Annotated in this window: 15 protein-coding genes and 1 pseudogene; 9 read left to right on the top strand and 7 right to left on the bottom strand. The window is 64.5% G+C overall.

Annotated features, from left to right (window positions below; genetic code table 11):
* Positions 1-462: an acyl-CoA thioesterase gene (locus ACVMB1_RS19245; RefSeq protein WP_076825837.1), complete on the bottom strand. Its 462-nt coding sequence runs from the start codon at positions 460-462 to the stop codon at positions 1-3.
* Positions 463-626: 164 nt separating this feature from the next.
* Here ACVMB1_RS19245 and ACVMB1_RS19240 point away from each other — a divergent pair, with 164 nt between their 5' ends.
* Both ACVMB1_RS19240 and ACVMB1_RS19235 read left to right on the top strand, forming a co-directional pair.
* Positions 627-1,655: an NAD(P)/FAD-dependent oxidoreductase gene (locus tag ACVMB1_RS19240; protein ID WP_057016688.1), complete on the top strand. Its 1,029-nt coding sequence runs from the start codon at positions 627-629 to the stop codon at positions 1,653-1,655.
* 138 nt (positions 1,656-1,793) lie between these two features.
* Complete coding sequence (locus ACVMB1_RS19235) at positions 1,794-2,360, top strand: DUF2147 domain-containing protein (protein ID WP_057016746.1); 567 nt, start codon at positions 1,794-1,796, stop codon at positions 2,358-2,360.
* A gap of 166 nt (positions 2,361-2,526) precedes the next feature.
* On the opposite strand, the gene ACVMB1_RS19230 is transcribed toward ACVMB1_RS19235, so the two are convergent.
* Positions 2,527-4,494: a hypothetical protein gene (locus tag ACVMB1_RS19230; protein ID WP_375166471.1), complete on the bottom strand. Its 1,968-nt coding sequence runs from the start codon at positions 4,492-4,494 to the stop codon at positions 2,527-2,529.
* Positions 4,495-4,596: 102 nt separating this feature from the next.
* Entirely contained in the window at positions 4,597-5,673 is a 1,077-nt protein-coding gene (locus ACVMB1_RS19225) for a lysylphosphatidylglycerol synthase transmembrane domain-containing protein (RefSeq protein WP_028337716.1), read from the bottom strand.
* A 616-nt stretch (positions 5,674-6,289) separates the two neighbouring features.
* On the opposite strand from ACVMB1_RS19225, the gene ACVMB1_RS19220 reads away from it, so the two are divergent.
* Entirely contained in the window at positions 6,290-7,678 is a 1,389-nt protein-coding gene (locus ACVMB1_RS19220; protein ID WP_456849911.1) for an MFS transporter, read from the top strand.
* Between the two features lie 147 nt (positions 7,679-7,825).
* Positions 7,826-10,228, top strand: a complete 2,403-nt coding sequence (locus ACVMB1_RS19215) for an EAL domain-containing protein (protein WP_168855014.1) — start codon at positions 7,826-7,828, stop codon at positions 10,226-10,228.
* A 14-nt stretch (positions 10,229-10,242) separates the two neighbouring features.
* Here ACVMB1_RS19215 and ACVMB1_RS19210 read toward each other — a convergent pair whose 3' ends face one another.
* A complete protein-coding gene (locus ACVMB1_RS19210) occupies positions 10,243-10,677 on the bottom strand; it encodes a hypothetical protein (protein ID WP_168855013.1) in 435 nt (144 codons plus the stop codon).
* A 44-nt stretch (positions 10,678-10,721) separates the two neighbouring features.
* Here ACVMB1_RS19210 and ACVMB1_RS19205 point away from each other — a divergent pair, with 44 nt between their 5' ends.
* Together ACVMB1_RS19205 and ACVMB1_RS19200 are read left to right on the top strand one after the other, a co-directional pair.
* Positions 10,722-11,369, top strand: a complete 648-nt coding sequence (locus ACVMB1_RS19205; RefSeq protein WP_057016685.1) for a hypothetical protein — start codon at positions 10,722-10,724, stop codon at positions 11,367-11,369.
* 86 nt (positions 11,370-11,455) lie between these two features.
* Positions 11,456-11,812 (top strand): hypothetical protein, encoded by a 357-nt coding sequence (locus ACVMB1_RS19200; RefSeq protein WP_253589849.1) that lies wholly within the window; start codon positions 11,456-11,458, stop codon positions 11,810-11,812.
* A 90-nt stretch (positions 11,813-11,902) separates the two neighbouring features.
* Here ACVMB1_RS19200 and ACVMB1_RS19195 read toward each other — a convergent pair whose 3' ends face one another.
* Positions 11,903-13,246 carry an aminotransferase-like domain-containing protein gene (locus ACVMB1_RS19195; RefSeq protein ID WP_168855011.1) on the bottom strand — a complete coding sequence of 448 codons (1,344 nt, stop codon included), beginning with the start codon at positions 13,244-13,246 and terminating at the stop codon, positions 11,903-11,905.
* Between the two features lie 257 nt (positions 13,247-13,503).
* On the opposite strand from ACVMB1_RS19195, the gene ACVMB1_RS19190 reads away from it, so the two are divergent.
* Entirely contained in the window at positions 13,504-13,665 is a 162-nt protein-coding gene (locus ACVMB1_RS19190; protein ID WP_080583391.1) for a DUF1127 domain-containing protein, read from the top strand.
* Between the two features lie 294 nt (positions 13,666-13,959).
* The gene (locus tag ACVMB1_RS19185; RefSeq protein WP_456848877.1) at positions 13,960-16,500 is read left to right on the top strand and encodes a sensor domain-containing protein; all 2,541 of its coding nucleotides are present in this window, start codon (positions 13,960-13,962) and stop codon (positions 16,498-16,500) included.
* A 236-nt stretch (positions 16,501-16,736) separates the two neighbouring features.
* On the opposite strand, the gene ACVMB1_RS19180 is transcribed toward ACVMB1_RS19185, so the two are convergent.
* Positions 16,737-19,163, bottom strand: coding sequence for an arylsulfatase (locus ACVMB1_RS19180; protein WP_456848875.1), 2,427 nt, complete (start codon positions 19,161-19,163; stop codon positions 16,737-16,739).
* 303 nt (positions 19,164-19,466) lie between these two features.
* On the opposite strand from ACVMB1_RS19180, the pseudogene ACVMB1_RS19175 reads away from it, so the two are divergent.
* Positions 19,467-19,565 (top strand): annotated as a pseudogene (locus tag ACVMB1_RS19175) (IS5/IS1182 family transposase); the annotation flags it as partial.
* Positions 19,566-19,658: 93 nt separating this feature from the next.
* On the opposite strand, the gene ACVMB1_RS19170 reads toward ACVMB1_RS19175, so the two are convergent.
* Positions 19,659-21,332: an arylsulfatase gene (locus tag ACVMB1_RS19170; RefSeq protein WP_456848873.1), complete on the bottom strand. Its 1,674-nt coding sequence runs from the start codon at positions 21,330-21,332 to the stop codon at positions 19,659-19,661.
* Between the last annotated feature and the right edge of the window lie 3 nt (positions 21,333-21,335).

The following is a 21,335-nucleotide window of genomic DNA, read 5'->3' as shown; positions in this document are numbered from 1 at the left end:
TTATTCGCCGTCCGGATTCACTCCGCGACGGACCCAGCGGCGGAAGTTCTGCTTGACCTCCGCCGGCAGCGGCGTCGGCCTGCGCGTGGCCTCATCGATCATCACCGTGACCGCCTTCGCCGACGCCACGCATCTGCCTTCCGAAAACACCACCTGGTCGAAGGTGGTCGACGTGCGTCCAAACTTGACGAGACCGAGCCCGAGCTCGATCTGACCCGGCCAGTGCAGCTCGGCGCGGAAATGGATGTCGAGGCGCACCATGATCCAGCCGAGCCCCGCCGGCATCAGCCCCATGCTGCGGTCCTTCACCAGCGTGACGCGGCCGGTTTCAAAATAGCTCGCATAGACGGCGTTGTTGACGTGCCCGTTGGGGTCGAGATCGGCAAAGCGCACATTGTCGGACAGGCGGTAGGGAAAGTCTTCCAGGCGCGGCGCATCGTCAGCACGAACAGGGGCATTCACGAGGGGGATCTCCGTCGGTTTCCCGCCCATACAGCCGACTTGCGCAGGCTCGGCAAGGGGTTGCCGCGCCAGCCGCTGTCCCTATTATGCATGTCGCGATCCGGCCCACTTGGCTGGACAGGCGAAAAAGCCGTCCAGTCGATTTCAACTGAAAAGAAGCGGACATGAGCGAAGCGATCAAGACCGATGTGCTGATTATTGGCGCGGGCCCCTGCGGACTGTTCGCCGTGTTCGAACTGGGCCTGCTCGACATGAAGGTGCATCTGGTCGACATCCTCGACAAGATCGGCGGGCAGTGTGCCGAGCTCTATCCCGAGAAGCCGATCTACGACATTCCCGGAATTCCCTTCGTCACCGGTCAGGGCCTCACCGAACAGCTGCTGGAGCAGATCAAGCCGTTCAATCCGACCTTCCATCTCAACGAGATGGTGGAGAGCATCGAGAAGATCGGCGATCCCTTGTTCCGCGTGAAGACCGATGCCGGCAAGGAGTTCGAGTGCAAGGTCGTCGTGATCTCGGCCGGCGGCGGCTCGTTCCAGCCGAAGCGCCCGCCGGTGCCGGGCATCGAGGCCTATGAAGGCACGTCGGTGTTTTATGCCGTGCGCAAGATGGAGCAATTCCGAGACAAGAACATCCTGATCGTCGGCGGCGGCGACTCCGCGCTCGACTGGACGCTCAATCTGCATCCGATCGCCAAGCGCATCACGCTGCTGCACCGGCGCGACGATTTCCGCGCGGCGCCGCACAGCGTCGAGCAGATGCGTGCGCTCGTTGCCGACGGCAGGATGGATCTGAAGATCGGCCAGGTCACGGGGCTCGAAGGCGCCAACGGCCAGCTCTCGGGCGCGGCGCTCAAGGGCAACGACAATGCGGTCTCGACGATCGCCTGCGATACGATGCTGCCGTTCTTCGGACTCACCATGAAGCTCGGCCCGGTCGCGAACTGGGGCGTGGCGCTGGAGAACAATCTGGTGCCGGTCGACACCGCGGCGTTCGAGACCAACGTGTCAGGCATCTTCGCGATCGGCGACATCAACACCTATCCGGGCAAGCTCAAGCTCATTCTCTCCGGCTTCCACGAGGGTGCGCTGATGGCGCAGAAGGCGCACCGCTACGTGTATCCGGACAAGCGGCTGGTGTTCCAATACACAACCTCGTCATCGAGTCTGCAGAAGAAGCTCGGGGTGAACTGATTTCACTCGGGCAGAGACCAATGCCAGGGGCATGGGCCACTTCCTGCGCGGCTCCTGCGCGGCGCGGGCACTGGAACGCTCCGTGAAATGGCCGTAGTCTGCTTGTAGTCGAGTTGGTCGATTGATCAGGTGATGATAATGCGGAACACGCTATCCAGACTTCGGCTGATCCTCGCGATCGCCACGGCCTTTGCGCTAGCTGCTCCGCTTGCGGCCTCGGCGGCCGACCCGTCGGCTGCCGGTCTGTGGCAAAAGATCGAAGACGGCAAGCCCGAGGGCTGGTTCCTGGTGATCGAGCGCAATGGCCTGTTCGAAGGCATGATCGCAAAGATGTTCTCATCGCCCGGCGACCCGCCCAATCCGGTTTGCTCGAAATGCACCGACGATCGCAAGGACATGCCGTGGCTCGGCATTCCCCTCATCCGCGACATGAAGCGCAACGGGCTCGCCTATGAAGGTGGCAACGTGCTCGATCCGCGCAACGGCAAGGTCTACAAGGCCAAGATGACGTTGAGCGCCGATGGTCAGACGCTGACGATGCGCGGCTTTCTCGGCATCTCGCTGTTCGGCAAGGATGAGGTCTGGACCCGGCTGCCTGACACCGCGGTGGCCCAACTCGATCCCGCGATCGTCGCCAAATATCTGCCGGCGCAAGCCGCCGTGGCGAAGCCGGCGGCGCCGGTGCCCGCGACGAAGCGGCACTAAGGCGCGATGAGATTAGGTTGAATCGTCATCGCGCTTTAGTTCTTTGTTTGAGCATGATCTTTTCGGAAAACCGCTTCGCACTTTTCCGGATCATGCTTTAGCACTTCTCTCTAACGCTCCGATCTGCGCACGCTCGTGCTCCGCTCTTGCGTGGCAGCGTGAGCGTTCAGCGCTGTCCCGTCGGTGCAATCGGCATCGGCAGTGGCGCGACCGGCTCGGTAATCACCTCGGGCACAGCGGTGTTCAACTGCAGCACGGTGGCGGCCGCGGGGACCGCCGCATCGGCCATCGCCGCATGGCCTTCGGCGCTCGGATGCACCGCGCCGCCATACACCGCCGACAGGATGCCCCATGTCGCGTCGTGGATGTCGCTTGGCTGCATCGAGGACGGCAGGCCCTGCGGGTAGGTCATCGCCGTGAAGTAGCTGTCATTGGCGTCGCGGATCCAGCGCGCGCGCGGCAGGTAGGCGCGGTATTCGCCGGCGCTGCGGCCGCATTTGAGCGGCTGGTTGGCGGCGGCGACAATGTCCGACACGAAGCTGTCGCCATTGGCGGCAAAGCAGTCGCGGTCGAATTCCGGATCGGTCGACGCACGTGCGCAGAAGCCATGGCTCGCAAACGCGTCCTGATGCGCATCGACGAAGGTCATGCGGTCGGCCTGCGGATTGCGGCAGATGATGCCGGACTGGCACTGCGCGATCGCCTTGAGCTGCGGCAGGAACTCGTTCTGCACGAAGCTCGAGACCGACGCGAGGCGGTTGGGATCCGCGTTGAACGAGGGATGGATCTCGAAGCCGGCGCGGCCGCCGGGGCAGGGCGCGCCGCCATTGGCCAGCGCCGGATTGGCATAGGCCGTGTAGATCACGTGCGAGAGATCGCCGCCGACCAGCGGCTTCAGCGCATCGCGCAGCTTGGCAAAATCGGCCGGCAGGTCGCGCGCCAGCGCCGAACGGGCATCGTCGACGCTGGCCATCGAGCCGCCGCGGCTGAACAGCGTGCGCTCGGTCGGCGTGTCGACGATCACGTTGGCGACGAGGCCGGAGAAGTAGATGTCGTTGGCGCCGATCGACAGCAGCACGAGGTCGAGGGTGCGGTCGGGCTGACGGCGCTTGGCGGCGGCGAGTGCTGTGCGCAGCTCCGCGATCTGGCCGTTGACGGTGCCCGAGCAGGTGTTGGCTGTCTTCGTCGGCAGGCATTCCCGCGCCTGCTGCGAGCCGAGCAGGCCGTCGGCGATGCTGGCGCCGGTGCAGGCCAGCGGCAGATAGGTCACCGCGATGTGCGGATATTGCACGGCGAGCGCGAGCGCGGTGCGGGTCTGGTAGCTGTACAGCGACCGGTGACAGGCCGAGTTGAGCCAGAGCGCGCTCTGGCGTTGCCAGTTGGTCAGGGTGTCCGGTGCTTCGCAGGCGCGGCCGCCTTTGTAGCCGGCGCGGCTCGGCCGGTAATATTGCGCCCCGCCGAGATAGGAGCGGAAGCAGAAGCCCTCGTCGGAGAGCGCAATCGCGCGGTCGGGATTGCCCTCACCGGATGCGATGCTGTCGCCGAGGCCCGCGATCAGCAGGTCGCGCACCTCGATCTGCGTCGCCACACGCTGGTTGGCGTCCGAGCCGCTTGCGACGTCGACGGTCGCGACCGTGGTGCGGCCGTAGCGGACGCGCAGGTTGATCGGCTCGGCGCAATCGAATGTCGAGGATTGCGGCCCGTCGCCGTCGTCGAACGACCAGGCACAGGTCGCGCCGACCGGAACCGGGCCGGTGAGCCGCACGACGATCGGATGATCGATCGGCGTCAGATAGCTTTCCTTGACGTTGTCGCGCGTGCAGGGCTCGCTGACGCGGCCCTGCAGGTCGATGCAGAGCCGGTTTACGGTGTTGCGCGCCCAGCCGCGGCCGTCGCTTTGCAGTTCCAGCGTCTGTTCCGAGGCCAGCACGGTGCGGCCAAGCCCGCTTTCGACATGCAGGCGGAAGTCGCGTTCCTCGCGGAACAGGCGGAAGCGGTTGCGGACCTCCCAGGAGATCTGCAGCTGGTTGTCCTGCGCGTCCGCGGCCGATGCGAAGACCGCGGCCAGCGCGCTGCCGAGCAGCACGCTGCAGACCGTCACCCGAAACGAAAATCGAACCAAAAAGCCAATCATGGCGCGGTTTGACGCGAGCGGTACGGCGAAAATAAGAGAAGCGGCCGCGAGGATCGAAAATCCGGGGTCGAGGGCCCGCACAGGGGCCGATAACGTTGTCCGTTACCGTTTCAGCTGCCTGACCCGCTGCTGCCGGCTTTCGATCGGTTGCCGCACGGTCGCCGAAGCCGTGCAGGCTTGGCTTAGTCGTTTCCGCTCTTGCCAGGGCTGCACCACGTTGAGCCAGAGCTCGCGCATGCCCATGATCGAAATCGAAATCCCGAACGGGATCAGGAAGTAGAGGATGCGGAACACGACCAGCGTCGCCAGCAATTGTTCCTTGCTGAACTCCGGCAGCGCCACCAGCATCGCGGCATCGAACACGCCGATCGAGCCGGGGGCGTGGCTGGCGAAGCCGAGCAGCGTCGCCAGGATGAAAACGACCGCCAGCGAGACGAAGTCGATATGCGGCTCGGTCGGCATCAGCAGGTACATTGCGAGCGCGCAGAAACCGAGATCGACCACGCCGATCAGGATCTGCAGCAGCGTCAGCTTGGCCGAGGGCAGCACCACCTTCCAGCCGTTCTGGCCGAGCTCGCGGCGCTTCTCGCCGGTCAGGAGCCAGACGAAATAGGCGCCGATGCCGGCAAGGCAGCCGAGCGCGATCAGCCGGTTCATCGCCGGCGGCAGCAGGTCCATCGCCGACGCCGCCGCCGGGTGCCAGGCCATGCCGAAGCCGAGCACGAACAAATTGCCGAGCCAGAAGGTCAGGCCCGACAGAAAGCAGATCTTGGCGACGTCGATCGCGGAGAGGCCATAATCGGAATAGATCCGGAAGCGGATCGCGCCGCCGGTGAAAACCGTGGCGCCGATATTGTGGCCGATCGTGTAGCTCGTGAAGCTCGACAGCGCTGCGATGCGGTAGGGGACATGGATCTTGCCGATCGTGCGCAGCGCGAAGAAGTCGTAGAAGGTCAGCGTGCAGAACGCGCCGACCACGCAGAGCGCCGCCAGCGCGATCCGGTGCGGCGCGATGTTGGTGAGCGCGGTGAGAATGATGCCGGTATCGACGCCCTTCAGGGTGTGAACAAGCGACGTGATCGCGAACGCGATGATCAACACACTCGCGGCGATCCCGAGCCGTTTCCAGCCGATCTTTTCCTTGAAACCACGCCCGAGCGTGGTCAGCAGCCGAAGCATTCATCCTCCCGGCGGGGCGGCAAATTTCAGTGGGACCCGGTCACGGACGGCGACGGGTGACGGGCAAACGCACCGTACGCGATGACCCATAAGGCAAAACCGATGCGTTGTGCAGCCCTTGACAAGCCAACCTTCGGCCCTCGTCCAGCGTCATTGTCATATTGGCTACATATGTTCTCGCTCCGCGGAATGTGAGTCGCAGGACCGCGATGGGACCACTGCATGTTCCGCCGCTTCAGGCGGTTTCGCAGGCTTTTTTGCCGATTTTGCGGCCGTCCCGGCGTCGATGCGGGTTCATTGGCGCGAGGCGAATGGACGATATGCGTCAGCGTGGGGACGGCTGAGCCGGCTGTGACGTTTACCAAAGTGTGAAGTCGACGCGCGCATGCGCATGATGCGCCCTGCGCTCGGGCCAGTGAGCCGCGCGAGGGCGGTCCGTAGGTCTATTGAGGCAAAACGCCGCGCAAGCGGGCCGCCGTCGGATAGACGGCCAGGCACGCGATTTCACACTTCGATCCGTGGCGAAGTGTTGCGGCGAAACGAAGGCCTATGTCTCGCATTGGTTGCCGAGAGCAAGGACAAGACCATGCAACAGACATCCCTGAACGTCCGGCACATGCCGGGCCGCCGCGCAACGTCGCATCAGCAAACGAGCGGGCTCGCGGCGACGTTGACGCTCGCCGCGATGAGTCTCGGCTATGGCGTCGTGCAGCTCGACGTCACCATCGTCAACACGGCGCTCAACGCGATCGGCGCCTCGCTCGGCGGCGGCGTTGTCGAACTGCAATGGGTGGTCAGCGCCTACACGATTGCCTTTGCGGCCTTCATCCTGACCGCGGGCGCGCTCGGCGACCGGATCGGCGCCAAGCGCATCTTCATGGCCGGGTTTGCGATCTTCACCGCGGCATCGGTTGCCTGCGCGGTCGCGCCTGATGCGGCGACGCTGATCGCCGCCCGCTGCGCGCAGGGGCTGGCCGCGGCCATCCTGGTGCCGAACTCGCTGGCGCTGCTCCGCCATGCCTATGAAGACGAGAAGGCGCGGGGACGCGCGGTCGGTGTCTGGGCCGCGGGCGCGAGCCTTGCGCTGACCGCCGGCCCGTTCGTCGGCGGCGGACTGATCGCGCTGGTCGGCTGGCGCGCGATCTTTCTGGTCAACCTGCCGATCGGCCTCGCCGGCTTGTGGCTCGCCTGGCGCTTTGCCAGCGAAACCGCGCGTCATCAGCAACACCGGCTCGATCTGCCGGGGCAGGTCGCGGCGATCGCCGCGCTCGGCACGTTGGCCGGCGCGCTGATCGAAGGCGGCGCGCTCGGCTGGGGCAACCCGTTCGTGATCGCAGGCTTCGCTCTCGCCGCCGTCTTCTCCGTGCTGTTCGTCTGGCGTGAGGCGCGCGCGCCGCAGCCGATGCTGCCGCTCTCGCTGTTCCGCCACCGGATGTTTGCCCTGACCTCGCTGGTCGGCCTCCTGGTCAATGTCGCGTTCTACGGCCTGATCTTCGTGCTCAGCCTCTACTTCCAGCAGGTCAACGGGCTGTCGGCGTTCGCCACTGGCCTCGCGTTCGTGCCGATGCTCGGCGCCGTGCTGCCCGCCAACCTGATCGCACCGCATGTCGCGGAGCGGATCGGCGCGCCGGCGACAATCGCGCTCGGCGCCGCTCTCTCCGTCACCGGATGTCTTGCGATGCTGTTCATCGGCCCCGGCACCAGCTACCTCGCGATCTGCCTGCAATTGCTGGCCATGAGCGGCGGCCTCGGCCTGCTGGTGCCGCCCCTGACATCGGCGCTGCTCGGCAGTGCCGGGCCACAGCATGCCGGCATCGCGGCCGGGGTGTTGAACGCGACCCGGCAGACCGGCAGCGTGCTCGGTGTCGCGCTGTTCGGCTCGATGGTCAGCCGGTCCGCGGCCTTCATCACCGGCCTGCATGCGGCCCTCGTCATCTCCGCCGGCGTGTTGCTGGCGGCGGCTGCGCTGATCTGGATCGGCGCATGGTCAGAGGCTCGGCGCTGAGACGAACCGCAGCGAGGCATCTCCGCGTTGCCCTGACCCGATCGCCTGCATTCAAGGCTTCTTCACCATGCGTGGAACCTTGCTGCGGTGCGGTTACCGTTCCTACACAAATGCGTCTGTTCTTATAGGTCCATAAAGGGGGCCTATATGTATCGCGTTCTGACCTGTCTCACTTTGGAACATGACTGGCGGTTGGTCGTCCTCGGCGGGGTGATCTGCCTGCTCGCCAGCGCCGTCGCGATCAGCCTGTTTCACCGTGCCCGCGCTGCGCAGGGGCGGGCCCGCGAGATCTGGATCGGCCTCGATGCGGCGGTCGGCGGTTGCGGTATCTGGGCCACCCATTTCGTTGCCATGCTGGCGTACGATCCCGGCATCGAGGCCGGGTACAACATTCCCATCACGCTGCTGTCGCTGGTGCTCGCGGTTGCGATCCTGGCGGTCGGATTGGCCGTCGCCACGCTCGATGGACGCTGGCAGACGGTTGCGGCCGGTGGCGCGATCGTCGGCGCCGGTGTCGCGGCGATGCATTACACCGGCATGCTCGGGCTGGAGCTGCCCGCGCGCATCATCTGGTCGCCCGGCATCGTCGCCTCGTCGATCGCGTTCGGAAGCCTGTTCGGCGCGCTCGCGCTCGTCGTTGCCACCCGTGGCGAACGTTTCGGCACCACCGCCGCCGCGACCGGTCTTCTGACCGTCGCGATCGTCTCGCATCATTTCACTGCGATGGGCGCGGTGACGCTCGTCCCGGATCCGACCATCGTTTCCGGCGGACTTACGGTCTCGCCGCGCGTGCTCTCGTTCATGACCGCCGTTGCGGCCTTCGCGATCCTCGGCCTCTCGCTGATCGCCTCGATCCTCGACCGTCGCGCCAAGACCGAACTTCACAAGCAGAAGGTGGTGCTCGATACCGCGCTCGAGAACATGTCGCAGGGGCTGTGCATGTTCGATGCCGACGGCCGCATCATGCTGTTCAACGAGCGCTACAGCGAGATGATGGGGCGCAGTCGCATACCGCTGCAGGGACGCCTGCTGATCGATGTCCTGCAGGACCTCCATTCCATCGGCGAGTGGGACGGCGATCCCGAGGAGTTCTGCAATGCTCTCGTCGCCGAGGCAAAGGCCGGCCACAGCGCGACGCGGATCGTCAGCCGCAACGAGCGCGCGATCCGCGTCGTCGACCAGCCGATGAAGGGCGGCGGCTGGGTCGCGACCTTCGAGGACATCACCGAATGGCAGCAGGCACAGGAGCAGATTTCGCACATGGCGCGGCATGACGCGCTGACCAATTTGCCGAACCGGACGCTGTTCCGCGAGCAGCTCGAGAAGGCCTCGAGACTAGCCAAGCGCTCCGACCAGCTGGCCGTGCTCTGTCTCGATCTCGATCATTTCAAGGAAATCAACGACACGCTCGGACATCCGATCGGCGACGCGCTGCTGCGCGAAGTCGCGCGCCGGCTGGGCGAATGCGTCACCGAGCACGACACCGTGGCGCGGCTCGGCGGCGACGAATTCGCCATCGTGCAGTTCTGCAGCAATTGCGAGCCGTCCGTCGTGTCGTCGCTGGCAAGTCTCGTGGTCGAGCGGATCGCTGCGCCCTACGAGATCGGCGGCCATCAGCTCGTGATCGGCGTCAGCATCGGCATCTCGCTCGCGCCCGAAGACGGCAAGGATCCCGACGAATTGCTGCAAAAGGCCGATCTCGCGCTGTACCGCGCCAAGGCCGACGGCCGCGGCACCTATCGCTTCTTCGAGACCGGGATGGATGCGCGTGCGCAGGCGCGCCGCCTGCTGGAGCGCGACCTGCGGCTCGCGCTCGAGCATGACGAGTTCGAGGTCTACTACCAGCCGATCCGCGATGTCGCGGGCGATCGGATCGTCGCCTTCGAGGCGCTGGCGCGCTGGAACCATTCGCTGCGTGGCCTGATCGCGCCGAACAATTTCATTCCTGTCGCCGAGGAAACCGGGCTGATCGTTCCGCTTGGCGAGATCGTGTTGCGCAAGGCCTGCGCGGATGCCGCGGGCTGGCCCGAGGCCGTCGCGGTTGCCGTCAATCTCTCGCCGGTGCAGTTCAAGAACCCGAACCTGGTGTCGTCGGTGAAGGCGGCGCTGCAAGCATCGGGCCTGTCGGCGGACCGGCTTGAGCTCGAGATCACCGAATCGGTGCTGCTGCAGAACAGCGAGGCGACGCTCGCGGTGCTGCATGAGCTGCGCGGCTTCGGCGTCCGCATCTCGCTGGACGATTTCGGCACCGGCTATTCCTCGCTGAGCTATCTGCGCAGCTTCCCGTTCGACAAGATCAAGATCGACCGGTCCTTCGTCACCGACCTTGCGACACGCGAGGACTCGATGGCGATCGTGCGCGCGGTCACCGGCCTCGGCAAGAGCCTCGGCATCGTCACGACCGCCGAAGGGGTCGAGACCGATACCCAGTTCGACCTGCTGCGTCGGGAGGGCTGCACGCAGGCGCAGGGCTATCTGTTCAGCCCGCCGCGGCCGGCAGCCGACGTCGCCAAGATGTTGCGCAGGACGCCGGAACGGTCGGTCGCCTGAGTTGGAGGGCTAGCTCAGCTCTTGCGCAGGGCAAAATAGGCGCCGCAGAACGCCATCAATGCGCCGAGGCACAGGGCGGCGAGGCCAGCGAGCACGGCGGAAATGGTCGAGACCGTGCTCGGCGCCGACGCGGCCTGGCCGGCACCGGCCAGCATCAGCACGCCGACGACGATCAGGAAGTTACGCATCCGCTGCGGGATCTGGCCGGCCACCGCGCTGTGCATCAGATTGGCGGTGAAGTAGCCGCCCGAAAATCCGACGGTCGCGATCAGCCACCACGCAATCGCGGCGCCCGCCGGCATGAACTCGTGGCTGTCGGAGCGCCACAGGCCGCCGAGATCGAGCCCATAACGCGCGCCGAGCATGTGCACGGCAAGCGCCAGCAGCACGCCGGATATCATCGCGCCGCCGAGGATGAGGTAGCGCGGAAAATAGGTCGTCTCAGGCATGGCTCGCTTGTAGGATAGCCGTGACGTCCCGCGCAAGCGCGTGGATGGATTTGGACGGGTGGAACGGCGGATTGCCAACAACGTTGCAGGACCGGTCGGAGGCAGGCGAGGGCTCGCCGCTGCGCTATGCCTACAAGGCCTCATTGATCGGCTCGGCGCACCAGTTCGAGCTGACCGAGGACGGGCTGTCGTGGCGGATCGCCGGCAGGTCGGGCGTGTGGGACTATGCCGACATCTCCGCGGTGAAACTGTCCTATCGCCCGGTCTCGATGCAGCAGCAGCGGTTTCGCGCCGACATCGACAACGCCAGGGGCGGGCGGATCGCGATCCTCTCGACCACCTGGCAGACCGCGACGCTGGTGGCGCCGCAGGGACATCTCTACCGCGACTTCATCGTCGAGCTGCATCGCCGGATGCAGGCGGCGGGCAGCAGGGCCAGGCTGGTCGGAGGCCTCGGGCCGAAGACGTATACCGCCGCGCTGGCGCTGCTGGCCTGCCTTGCGGTGGCAATGATCGGATTGCTGCTGACGGCGCTGCTGACCTCGAACTGGATGGGGGCGCTGTTCCTGGTCGGCTTTGCGGCGCTGTTCACCTGGCAGGTCGGCGGTTTCGTCACGCGCAATCGGCCGCGGCGCTACAGCTTCGATCAATTGCCCGATGCGCTGCTGCCGAAGGCGGTTCGCAATCGGTGAAGCGGTTCGCGCGGCCGGACTGTAAGCGGGTTGTAAGCAACGCGCTGTAAACTCGGCGACGGATTTGCTTTTGGCTGGAGCGTCAGATGACAATCCGGACCCCATTTTTGGCTCTATGCCTTGTGCTCCTGAGCATCCCGCCGGCTCTTTCCAAGGGCAGCGTGGGCAACAAACATGATCCGCTTGATCCCAATCACGTCGACAATCTGCCGCCCGACGTGCGGCGATACGTTGCCGGAATCTGCAGGGGAACGCCGGTCGCGCAGCACGACTTTGCGACCTACTCGCCGCAAGAAAAGCGCTGGCGGATAAACCTCGAATATCTGCAGTGCGGCGTGATCGGGGAGTATCGCAAAGGCAACCAGTGCATGGATGTGGACTTCGTAGCCGAGGGCGCGCATTTTCGTCTCGTGAGAAAGACGTATGCGGCCTGTGGCTTTTGATGCCCTGGCGCTCACTGGAAATGGGCCGCTGCGAGTGCCACTCCTGTCCAATTCTGGACTGCGGCGCCGCTTCGGAGTGAACGTGCGATGTCACTCCGTCGAGTCAAAATCCTCTTCGGTCGCGCTCAGCATTCCCGCCAGTGTCCGCAGGCCGAGGTCGAGTTGCTCCATCGGCGGTGCGGCGAGTGCGAGCCGCACCGCATTGGGCGCGTGCCCCGGCGTGGCCGCAAAGGTGGTCGACGGCGTCAGCGCGATGTCGCGGCGCGCCGCGGCCGCGACCAATGTCTGCGAGCGCCAATGCGGCGGCAAGGTCAGCCAGAGATGATACGACTTCGGATTGGTCTGGATTTCGAAATCGGCCAGATGCTTGGCCGCCAGAAGCTGGCGGCGGCCGGCATCGATCCGTTTCAGCCGTGACAATTCGGCGGCGGTGCCGTCGGCCATCAGCCGCTGCCCCGCGGCGAAGGCGTAGCCCGACGCGGTCCAGCCGCCCGAGCGCACCGCGGCCATGATGCTCTCGCGCAGCCGCGGCGGCGACACGATGAAGCCGAGCGCAAGGCCCGGCGCGACCTTCTTCGACAGGCTGTCGAGCATGATGCAGCTGTCGGGCGCGAGCGCGGCGAGCGGCGCCTCATCGTCGAGGAATCCGTAGACGCCGTCCTCGATGACGATGAGGCCGAGCTTCTCCACCACGCGCAACAGCTCGGCGCGGCGCTCGGCCGGCATGGTGATGCTGAGCGGGTTCTGGATCGTGGGCTGGACGTAGATCGCGGACAGGTGCGCCTCGCGATGCGCCTTCTGCACCGCATCCGGCCGCACGCCGTGTTCGTCCATCGCGAGCGGCACCAGCGAGATGCCGAGCCGCGCCGCGATGCCCTTGACGAACGGGTAGGTCAGCGCCTCGACGCCGCAGCGTCCGCCGGGCGGCACCACGGCGGCGAGCGCGGCGGCGATGCATTGCCGGCCATTGGCGGTGAACACGATCTGGTCGGGATTTGGCGTCCAGCTTTTGCGCGCCAGAAATTCCGAGGAGATGGTGCGTGCCGCCCGCGTGCCAAAGCTGGTCGCCGGCCGCAGCGCGCCCTCGAGCACCTCGGGCCGCTCCAGTCCTTCGAGGCTCTTGGCGATCATCGTCGCCTGGTGCGGCAGCAGCGGATAGTTGAACTCAAGGTCGATGCGGGCCCCGCGCGGTTCGGTCGGGGCCGTGATGCCGCGGCGTGCCTCGCCGGACACGAAAGTGCCGCGGCCGACTTCACCGACCACCAACCCGCGCCGCAACAGCTCGGTATAGACCCGGCTCGCTGTCGAGACGGCGATGTTGCGGTCATAGGCGAAATGACGCTGCGGCGGCAGCCGGTCGCCCGCCTTCAGCGCGCCGCTGGCGATCTCGGCGGCCACCGCATCCGCCAGCTTCAGATATTCGAACCTCGACATTATTGCACCGAGAGCAATGTTTTACTTGCTCCGAGCAATGTACCGGATCATTTAAGAGGGAACAAGCCCATGATTGCACCGAGGAGTGCGCAAGCAATCCGAGGTCCCGGCGGCGCAGGCGCTGAAACAGCATTTGCGTCAACGGCGTAGCTTTGTCTATGGGCAGCGAAGGAGAGATGACAATGTCAGCGATATCCTCAGCCGCCGCAGCGCCCGCGCGGCCTAGTACATTTGGCGGATTGCTCCGATTGCTCCGAGTGTGGGGCGATGCGCTCGCGACCTATTGGGTGCGCCGCGAGGCGATCAAGACGCTGCGCCAGCTCGATGACCGGGCGTTGCGCGATATCGGACTCTCGCGCTGCCAGATCGAGACCGCCGTCACCGGCGACTTCGACCTGGAGCTGGTGCGGATCCGTTAAGATGCCGGTGCTGCGCTAATGCATGATCCGGAAAAGTGCGAAGCGGTTTTCCCTCGCGACAAACGCGGGACGCGTTTGCGCGGAGGTCATGCTCAAACAAAGAGCTAAAGCGCGATGACGATTCAACCCAATCACGTCGCGCCTTAGGGCCGGGCGCCGACTGCCGGTTGCAGAATTCACCGAAACTACACCAAAAAAGCGGAAGAGCCCCATCTCGTCACCGCCGTCGCTCCAAGGTTGTGACGCTCTATGCTAGCCTGTTAGCTGCGTACGCTAGCGTTGAGTTGGGGACCGATGGCCGCTCGCAAATTGTCGCAAGGGCAGGCCCCGACCCGGGAAGCGCGTCGCCGCTGGCATGAGGAGCGATCGCTGCGCTGTGCGATCCGGTTGGCCCGCATGGGCTACTGGGAGTCGCAGAGTGCCGCCGCGACCGATCTCTGGATATCGCCCGAGCTCGCCGCCTTCTACGAATTCGACACCGCCGACGGCTACATCCCCATCGCCACGGTGCGCGAACGCTATTTGCCTGAAAGCCGGAAGCTCCTGGAGGCGCATTACGCGGCCTGCTGGGCGGAGGGGCGGCCCTATGCGGTGCGCGCGAGACTCCGCAGTTTCGATGGCAGCCTGCTCGACTGCGTGGTGCACGGCGAGCCGGAGTTCGACGCGGACGGCCAGGTCCGACGCGTGTCCGGCATCGTCCGCGACGTCACGGAGGAGACCTCCGCGCTGCGGCGCCTGGCGGAGAGCGAGCAACGGCTGGCCGATTTCGTCAGCACCGCCTCGGACTGGTGCTGGGAGAGCGACGCCGAACATCGGCTGCTGCCCTATCCCAAATCGCTTGCCGGCAATGCGGCGTTCCAGACGGTGGCCGCTGGCAGGAAGGCGCGCTGGGAACTGACTTATGCGCCCGAGGACGGCGAGGCGATGGCGCGGCACCGGGCCGATATGGAGGCCCATCGCCCTTTTCGCGACTTCACCTATACGCTGATCGGCAAGGACGGCTCGCGCGTCAGCATCTGCACCAGCGGCAAGCCGATCTTCGGCGATGACGGCAGCTTTCTCGGCTATCGCGGCACCTCCAGCGACATCACCCAGCTCAGGGCGGCCAAGGCGCTGCTCGACCAGCGCACGCGGGCGCTGGAGGAGGCCCACCGCCTCGGCAAGATCGGCACCTGGAGCTTCCGGCTGGACAGCGGCCGTACGATCTGGGCGCCCGAGCTCTACCAGCTTCTCGGCCTGCCCGACACGTTCGAGCCGACCGATGAGAACATGGGACCCTATTTCCTGGACGGCGACGCCGACCGCTTCCGGGAGGTGCAGAAACGGGTGCTGCGCACCCGCCGTACCGAGGCCACGGATCTACGCATCCTGCACGCGGACGGCATGCCCCGCGATCTGGCTGTGATCTGCAAGGCGGAGGTTGCCCACGACAAGGTCATCGGCATCATCGGCACCGTGCAGGACGTCACCGAGCGCAAGGAAGCCGAGCGCCAGCTCGAGCAGCTCGCCTACAGCGATCCGTTGACCGGCCTTGCCAATCGCGCGCTGTTCACGCGCCAGCTCGCCGCGCTGACCGAAGGCTGCTCCCAGGGAGGCCGGACCGGTGCGCTGCTGCTCATCGACCTCGATCGCTTCAAGGAGGTCAATGATTCCCTCGGCCATGCCGCCGGTGACGAATTGCTGATCAAGGTGGCGGCTGCGTTGCGGCAGGAATTGGGGCCGCGCGCCTTCATCGCCCGGCTCGGCGGCGACGAATTCGCCGTGCTGGCGGATGGATGCGACACGTCCGACGCCGCGCTGACCGGGCTTGCCGATCGGCTCGTCGGCAAACTGTCCGGCCCCGTCGATCTCGCCGAGGGCGAGGCCTCGGTCGGCGCCACCATCGGCATTGCCCGCCTGCCGGAGCACGGCGCGACGGCGGAGACCGCCGTGCGCAACGCGGACCTCGCGCTCTACATGGCCAAGGAGGCCGGGCGCGGCCGGGCGCAACTGTTCGAGCCGGTCTATGCGCAGGCGGTCGATGAAAGGCTCGATCTCGGCCGCCATCTGCGCCACGCCGTGGAGGCCGGCGCCCTCGAGGCCCATTACCAGCCGCAGGTGGACCTGAAGACCGGCCGCGTCACCGGCTTCGAGGCGCTGCTACGCTGGGCCCATCCCGAGCGCGGGCCGATCTCGCCGGCGGAGTTCATCCCGATCGCCGAAAGCTCCGGCCTCATCGTCGACCTCGGCCTGTGGGTGCTGCGCGAGGCCTGCCGGCAGGGCCGCGCCTGGCTGGATGCCGGGCTGCCGCCGCGCTCCATCTCGGTCAATGTCTCGCCGGCGCAGATCTGGAGCGTGGATTTCGAGACCGCGGTCTCGGCCGTGCTGGCGGAGACCGGCTTTCCGGCGGAGCTGCTCTGCCTGGAGCTGACCGAAAGCCTGTTCGTGGATCATACCGAGCAACGGATCAGTCGTACGCTGACGGCGCTCTCCGGCTTGGGCGCCCGGCTGGCGCTGGACGATTTTGGCTCGGGCTATTCCTCGCTCGGCTATCTGACGCGCCTGCCTTTCGACTGCCTGAAAGTGGACCGGGCCTTCGTGGATGGCATTTCCACCGCGCAGGAGAAGCGCAAGCTGCTCGGCGGCATCATCGCCCTGTCGCACGGGCTCGGCATGACTGTCGTGGCGGAGGGCGCCGAATTGTCCGCCGAATTGGACGTGCTCGGCGGGCTCGATTGCGATTTGGTGCAGGGCTTCGTGTTTTCCCCGCCCATCGCCGCCGACAAGGCGCCGCTGGTCGCCGCCAGCATCGAGCGCGAGGTGCGCCGGATGCAGCCGCAACGGAATCGCCTCTAGGCGAACACCGCTTGCAGCATTGTTTTTGTGCGTGGCTTTGCCTCGATGGTGGCAGCTGACCAATCAGCTGGGCCGTGTACTCATAAAGCGGAGCTGGATGAGGGACGCTTGATGTCCGCTCTCACCCTGACAGCCGCGAGAAAGCGGACGTCGCCGGAGGTTCGAGAAGGGCCACGAACCGATACTTGGCCGCGAGCCAACGGGCCTCCTGACTTGCACCTCGATCTCATCGATCCCTATTCGATGGCCGATTGTGCAGCCAGTTCGGCCTCGCGTAGCGTTTTGATGTCGTTTTCGGTGTGGTTCACCGGGGCGAGGTGAATCTCCACTTTTAAGAGCTTGCCTGTATAGGGATTGGGCGACGCGTAATCATCGCTGACCGGCGATCCCGTATCCATCCCGATGTCGAAAGTTTCATCGGCCGAGAACCGGCCCAAGACGCTCTTTTCGACCCGCCCCTCTCCAACCTTCGTGTCATTGACGAAAAGCGTGACTACGCCACCCTTTCCGAGCCCACCGCCGTCGTACTTGAAGTCCACGCGAATGATTGCCGGACCCGGTGCGAGCTTCTCCGAACTAGCGACCTTGTATCGTTGCAAGGAAAACCAGTTGTATTCGTAAGTCGGCTTACCGTCCTTGATGTAGAGAGCGTAGCCGGCAACGGTGCCGCCAGCCGCGATCAACACACCATCACCGCCTGCTTGCGGAACATCGATATACGCCGCGATGCTGTGCGAGCGGTTTTTCACGTTGGGCGATGAGCTTTCGGGGATCCGCGTGGCGCCGGGGTAATAGGTAAAATCGGTGCGTCCCGCGATCAGGCTCGGACGCAAGCTTGGGTCGGCGCGCTCGATGAACCGGTCGTCCAGCGGGAGCACGTCGTATTTTGCTGCCTCGACCCAGAACAGGTCCTGCATGTCGCGCAGACGCTTGGGCTCTTGAGCCGCCAAGTCGTTGGCCTCGCTGAAATCGCTCTCAATCCGGTAAAGCTCCCACTTGTCGTTGGCGAAATCATACGAGCCGATGTTTTGCCAGGGCAGCCGTCCATGGCGGACGCACGCAACCCATCCGTCGCTGTAGATCGCACGGTTGCCGAACATCTCGAAATATTGAACGCGACGTTGCTCTTCAGCCTTCGGGTTGTCGAAGGTGTAAACCATGCTGACGCCTTCGATCGGCTTTTGGGCAACCCCGTTGACCGACGAGGGCTGCTCGATTTGAGCAGCCTCCAGGATCGTCGGAACGATGTCGATCGCGTGATGGAATTGAGTGCGAATGCCGCCTTTGTCCTTGATCCTGTTGGGCCATGAGATGACGAGCGGATTGCGCGTACCGCCGAAATGCGAGGCGACCTGCTTGCCCCATTGGAACGGTGTGTCCATGGCCCACGCCCATCCCACGGGAAAATGATTGTAGGACTTGGGACCGCCGATCTCGTCGAGATGCGCCAGGATATAGCTCGGGTCCTCCTGCTGACCGTTAACGCCGACCATCTCGTTAAAGGTGCCATTGAGGGTACCTTCCATCGAGGAGCCGTTGTCGCCAATCTCCCAAAAGATCAGCGTGTTGTCCGTTTGGCCGACTGCTTCCAGAGCATCGAGGACGCGCCCAACATGAAAGTCGGTTTGGGCCGTGTAGGCGGCGAAGGTCTCCATCAGCCGCGAGGCGATGCGCTTCTGATCAGCGGAAAGGGAATCCCAGGCAGGAATCTCCGCCGGCCGCGGGGTCAGCTTGGTGTCGGCAGGGATCACGCCCAGGCGCAATTGTCGCTGGTATGTTTCTTCCCGATATCTATCCCACCCCTGATCGAACTGCCCCTTGAACTTGTCGATCCATTCCTTCGGCACGTGATGAGGCGCGTGCGTGGCACCGGGCGCGTAATAGATGAAGAATGGCCGGTCCGGTGTCACCGACTTTTGCTTGTTGATGTGACTGATCACCTCGTCGGCGAGGGCTTCATTCAGGGTGTAATCGGCTTTCCGGCCGCTCGGGACCTCCATCTCGATTGGCGTATTGTCGCGATAGAGCGCCGGCGCCCACTGGTTCGCTTCGCCCCCCAAGAAACCGTAGAAGTGATCAAATCCCTGCCGGGTTGGCCAGCGGTCATAGGGACCCGACACACTGGTCTCCCAATCCGCAATATTGTGGTTCTTGCCGAACCAGGCTGTGCTGTAGCCATGCTGGCGCAACGGCTCTGCCACCATGGCGGCGCTGTTGGGAATCTGTCCGCTGTAGCCGGGATAGCCGTCGCCCAATTCGGTAATGTTGCCTGTTGCGGCGGAATGATGATTGCGGCCCGTGAGCAGCGCGGCCCGCGTTGGAGAACATAGCGCCGTGGTATGGAAGCGCGTGTAGCGCAATCCGGCCTTTGCGAGCCGGTCCAGGTTCGGGGTAGGGATTTGGCCGCCGAAAGTCCCCCATTGTCCGAAGCCGCAATCGTCGATCAGAACGAGCAGGACGTTCGGCGCGCCGCTTGGTGCACTAATGATCGGTATCTTGTCCGGAAACGAGTCCTTATAGGTGGTGCCGATTTTTCCCTTGAATGGCGGCCGCGGAAGCGGCAGCACTTCTTGAGCCTGCGCCGACTCGCGAAGCCAGGACCAACCGAGTGCCGACGCAAGCGCGCCCTTTGCGGTGGAAAGAAAAAGCTGACGGCGATTCATCGATGCCTCTCCTTCTGTTACCCGCTTGGGCTTTCGGACGCCTCCGCTAACGTGTGGTACGGAGAGGTGTCACCCCGCTCACCCGACGCTGTACAACCATTGGGGGATCGAAATGGAAGCGCCGCTTTGTTCCCTTGATCTAGATCAACGGAGGGCCCCTTGGTACTTCGGGCCAAAACCGGGTCTCGCGACCGCTTTGGTCAGAAGCTGAAGAACTCGATGTGAACACAATGCATCCGCTTTCGGGGGCATAGCGACCAATCGCCGTCGGTCAGCGCCTGATTGAGCCGGACTGCCGAGCCGATGCTGCCCAACAAGCCGCGCGGCGTGCGACGAGCGAATGACCGCCGCGTCCTCAATGGCATCGTGCGCAATTTCGGAATATTAGAAGAATGTCCCTGGGTTGCCCGACGTGTCAAGTCGCTTGGTCGAACGCCGGCCGAAAGGCGAGACGGTGTTGGGCGGCATGGACGCCGCCCAACACGATCATGAATCTCATTTTGCCATTGCCGTCCTGGCGGCCTCGATTTTCGCCTTCACAGCATCGAGGTTGAAGCTCGCGCCCTTCTGCATCGGCGGAAACTCGACTGCGGTCATGGCCAGCTTCTCGACCTCCTGTTGAACGAACACGAAGCGCCAGAATTCATATTTGAACCAGTCGAAGTATTGTTGCGCGCCGTATTTGGTCCCGCTATCGGGCCAGCCCGTTCGCTCGAACGGATCCAGGCGGAGGTTGATCAGGTAGGGCACGTCAACCTTGGCTTTTTCGCCCAGCCAACCCCCGGGCTGGTCGATGAAGCGATACTTGTAGTCGTCGATGCGCACGGCCCCCAGCTCGCTCTCGCCGAAGTACCAGATTTCGTGCCGGTTCGATGGCCCCTTGCCGGTGATCATGTCCATCTGATTATAGCCGTCCAGATGGCACTTGTAGGTGCGATCGCCGATCTGCTTGCCCTTCTTCAGTTCCTCGGCAATGTTCGGATTGCCGGCAGCCGCCAGCAAGGTCGGGAACCAGTCCAGGCCGGAGATGATTCCGTTCTCGACCTTGCCCGCCGGCACCTTGCCCGGCCAGCGGATCATCGCCGGCGCGCGGAAGCCGCCTTCCATGACCGTACCTTTGCTCTGCGCGAAGGGTGTCTGTCCGCCATCCGGCCAAGTGAAGACCTCGGTGCCGTTATCCGTGGTGAAGATGACAATGGTGTTGTCATCCACGCCCATGTCCTTGAGTTTTTTCATGACGAGGCCGACATCGTCGTCGAGCTGCGCCATGCCGGCTTCATGAATCGACCAGCCGTTCTTGGAGTTGCGCATCGCCTCGTACTTCGGCGACAAATGCGTGACGATGTGCATGCGGGTCGGATTGAGCCACAAGAAGAACGGCTTGTTATCGGCCTTGGCCTTTTCAATGAAACTCAACGCAAAGTCTCGAATTTCATCGTCCACGGTTTCCATCCGCTTGGGATAGAGCGTTCCGGCGTCCTCAATTCTTTGCTTGCCGACCTTGCCCCAGCGGGGATCCACGGTGGCGTCGTCCACATTGGTCGCCCACGAATGGATCATGTTGCGCGGGCCGACCTTGTTCAACAGCTCCTGCGGATAGGCAGGGTGGGCCGGATCTTCCATCGCATCGAGGTGATACAAATAACCGAAGAACTCGTCGAAGCCGTGCACGGTCGGCAGAAATTCGTTCTTGTCGCCAAGGTGGTTCTTGCCGAATTGGCCGGTGGCATAGCCCATGCCCTTGAGCGCGGTGGCAATGGTCACAGCCTCCGCCGGCAAGCCTGTGGGGGCGCCGGCCTGGCCGACCGTTGTCATGCCGGTGCGGATCGGCAGCTCGCCGGTAATGAAGTTGGCGCGGCCTGCGGTGCAGCTCGCCTCGGCGTAATAATCGGTAAACAGCATGCCTTCTGCGGCGATCTTGTCGAGGTTCGGCGTCCGGCCGGCCATCATGCCACGATGGTAAGCACCGATATTCCAGATGCCGATATCGTCCCCCATGATGACGACGATATTGGGCCGCTGGCCGCTCGGTGTCTGCTGCGCTTGGGCCAGTGCCTTTTCAACCGATGCGGCGGCGCCCAAGGCGGACGCGGCCGCCAGGCTTGTCGTCGCGAGCAATACATTGCGACGGCTCATGTCGCGCGCAGTGTTATCCTTCTCATCGCTCATCAT

The organism is Bradyrhizobium sp. USDA 4504, from assembly GCF_054063995.1.
Note: the sequence above shows the minus strand (reverse complement) of the source record. Positions and strands in the feature narration are given on the sequence as shown.

What these genes read in the sequence shown, in the direction of transcription:
- ACVMB1_RS19240 (WP_057016688.1), top strand. Translation starts at nt 627, where the DNA reads ATGAGCGAAGCGATCAAGACCGATGTGCTGATTATTGGCGCGGGCCCC.
- ACVMB1_RS19235 (WP_057016746.1), top strand. Translation starts at nt 1,794, where the DNA reads ATGCGGAACACGCTATCCAGACTTCGGCTGATCCTCGCGATCGCCACG.
- ACVMB1_RS19230 (WP_375166471.1), bottom strand. Translation starts at nt 4,494, where the DNA reads ATGATTGGCTTTTTGGTTCGATTTTCGTTTCGGGTGACGGTCTGCAGC.
- ACVMB1_RS19225 (WP_028337716.1), bottom strand. Translation starts at nt 5,673, where the DNA reads ATGCTTCGGCTGCTGACCACGCTCGGGCGTGGTTTCAAGGAAAAGATC.
- ACVMB1_RS19220 (WP_456849911.1), top strand. Translation starts at nt 6,290, where the DNA reads ATGCCGGGCCGCCGCGCAACGTCGCATCAGCAAACGAGCGGGCTCGCG.
- ACVMB1_RS19215 (WP_168855014.1), top strand. Translation starts at nt 7,826, where the DNA reads ATGTATCGCGTTCTGACCTGTCTCACTTTGGAACATGACTGGCGGTTG.
- ACVMB1_RS19210 (WP_168855013.1), bottom strand. Translation starts at nt 10,677, where the DNA reads ATGCCTGAGACGACCTATTTTCCGCGCTACCTCATCCTCGGCGGCGCG.
- ACVMB1_RS19205 (WP_057016685.1), top strand. Translation starts at nt 10,722, where the DNA reads ATGGATTTGGACGGGTGGAACGGCGGATTGCCAACAACGTTGCAGGAC.
- ACVMB1_RS19200 (WP_253589849.1), top strand. Translation starts at nt 11,456, where the DNA reads ATGACAATCCGGACCCCATTTTTGGCTCTATGCCTTGTGCTCCTGAGC.
- ACVMB1_RS19195 (WP_168855011.1), bottom strand. Translation starts at nt 13,246, where the DNA reads ATGTCGAGGTTCGAATATCTGAAGCTGGCGGATGCGGTGGCCGCCGAG.
- ACVMB1_RS19185 (WP_456848877.1), top strand. Translation starts at nt 13,960, where the DNA reads ATGGCCGCTCGCAAATTGTCGCAAGGGCAGGCCCCGACCCGGGAAGCG.
- ACVMB1_RS19180 (WP_456848875.1), bottom strand. Translation starts at nt 19,163, where the DNA reads ATGAATCGCCGTCAGCTTTTTCTTTCCACCGCAAAGGGCGCGCTTGCG.
- ACVMB1_RS19170 (WP_456848873.1), bottom strand. Translation starts at nt 21,332, where the DNA reads ATGAGCGATGAGAAGGATAACACTGCGCGCGACATGAGCCGTCGCAAT.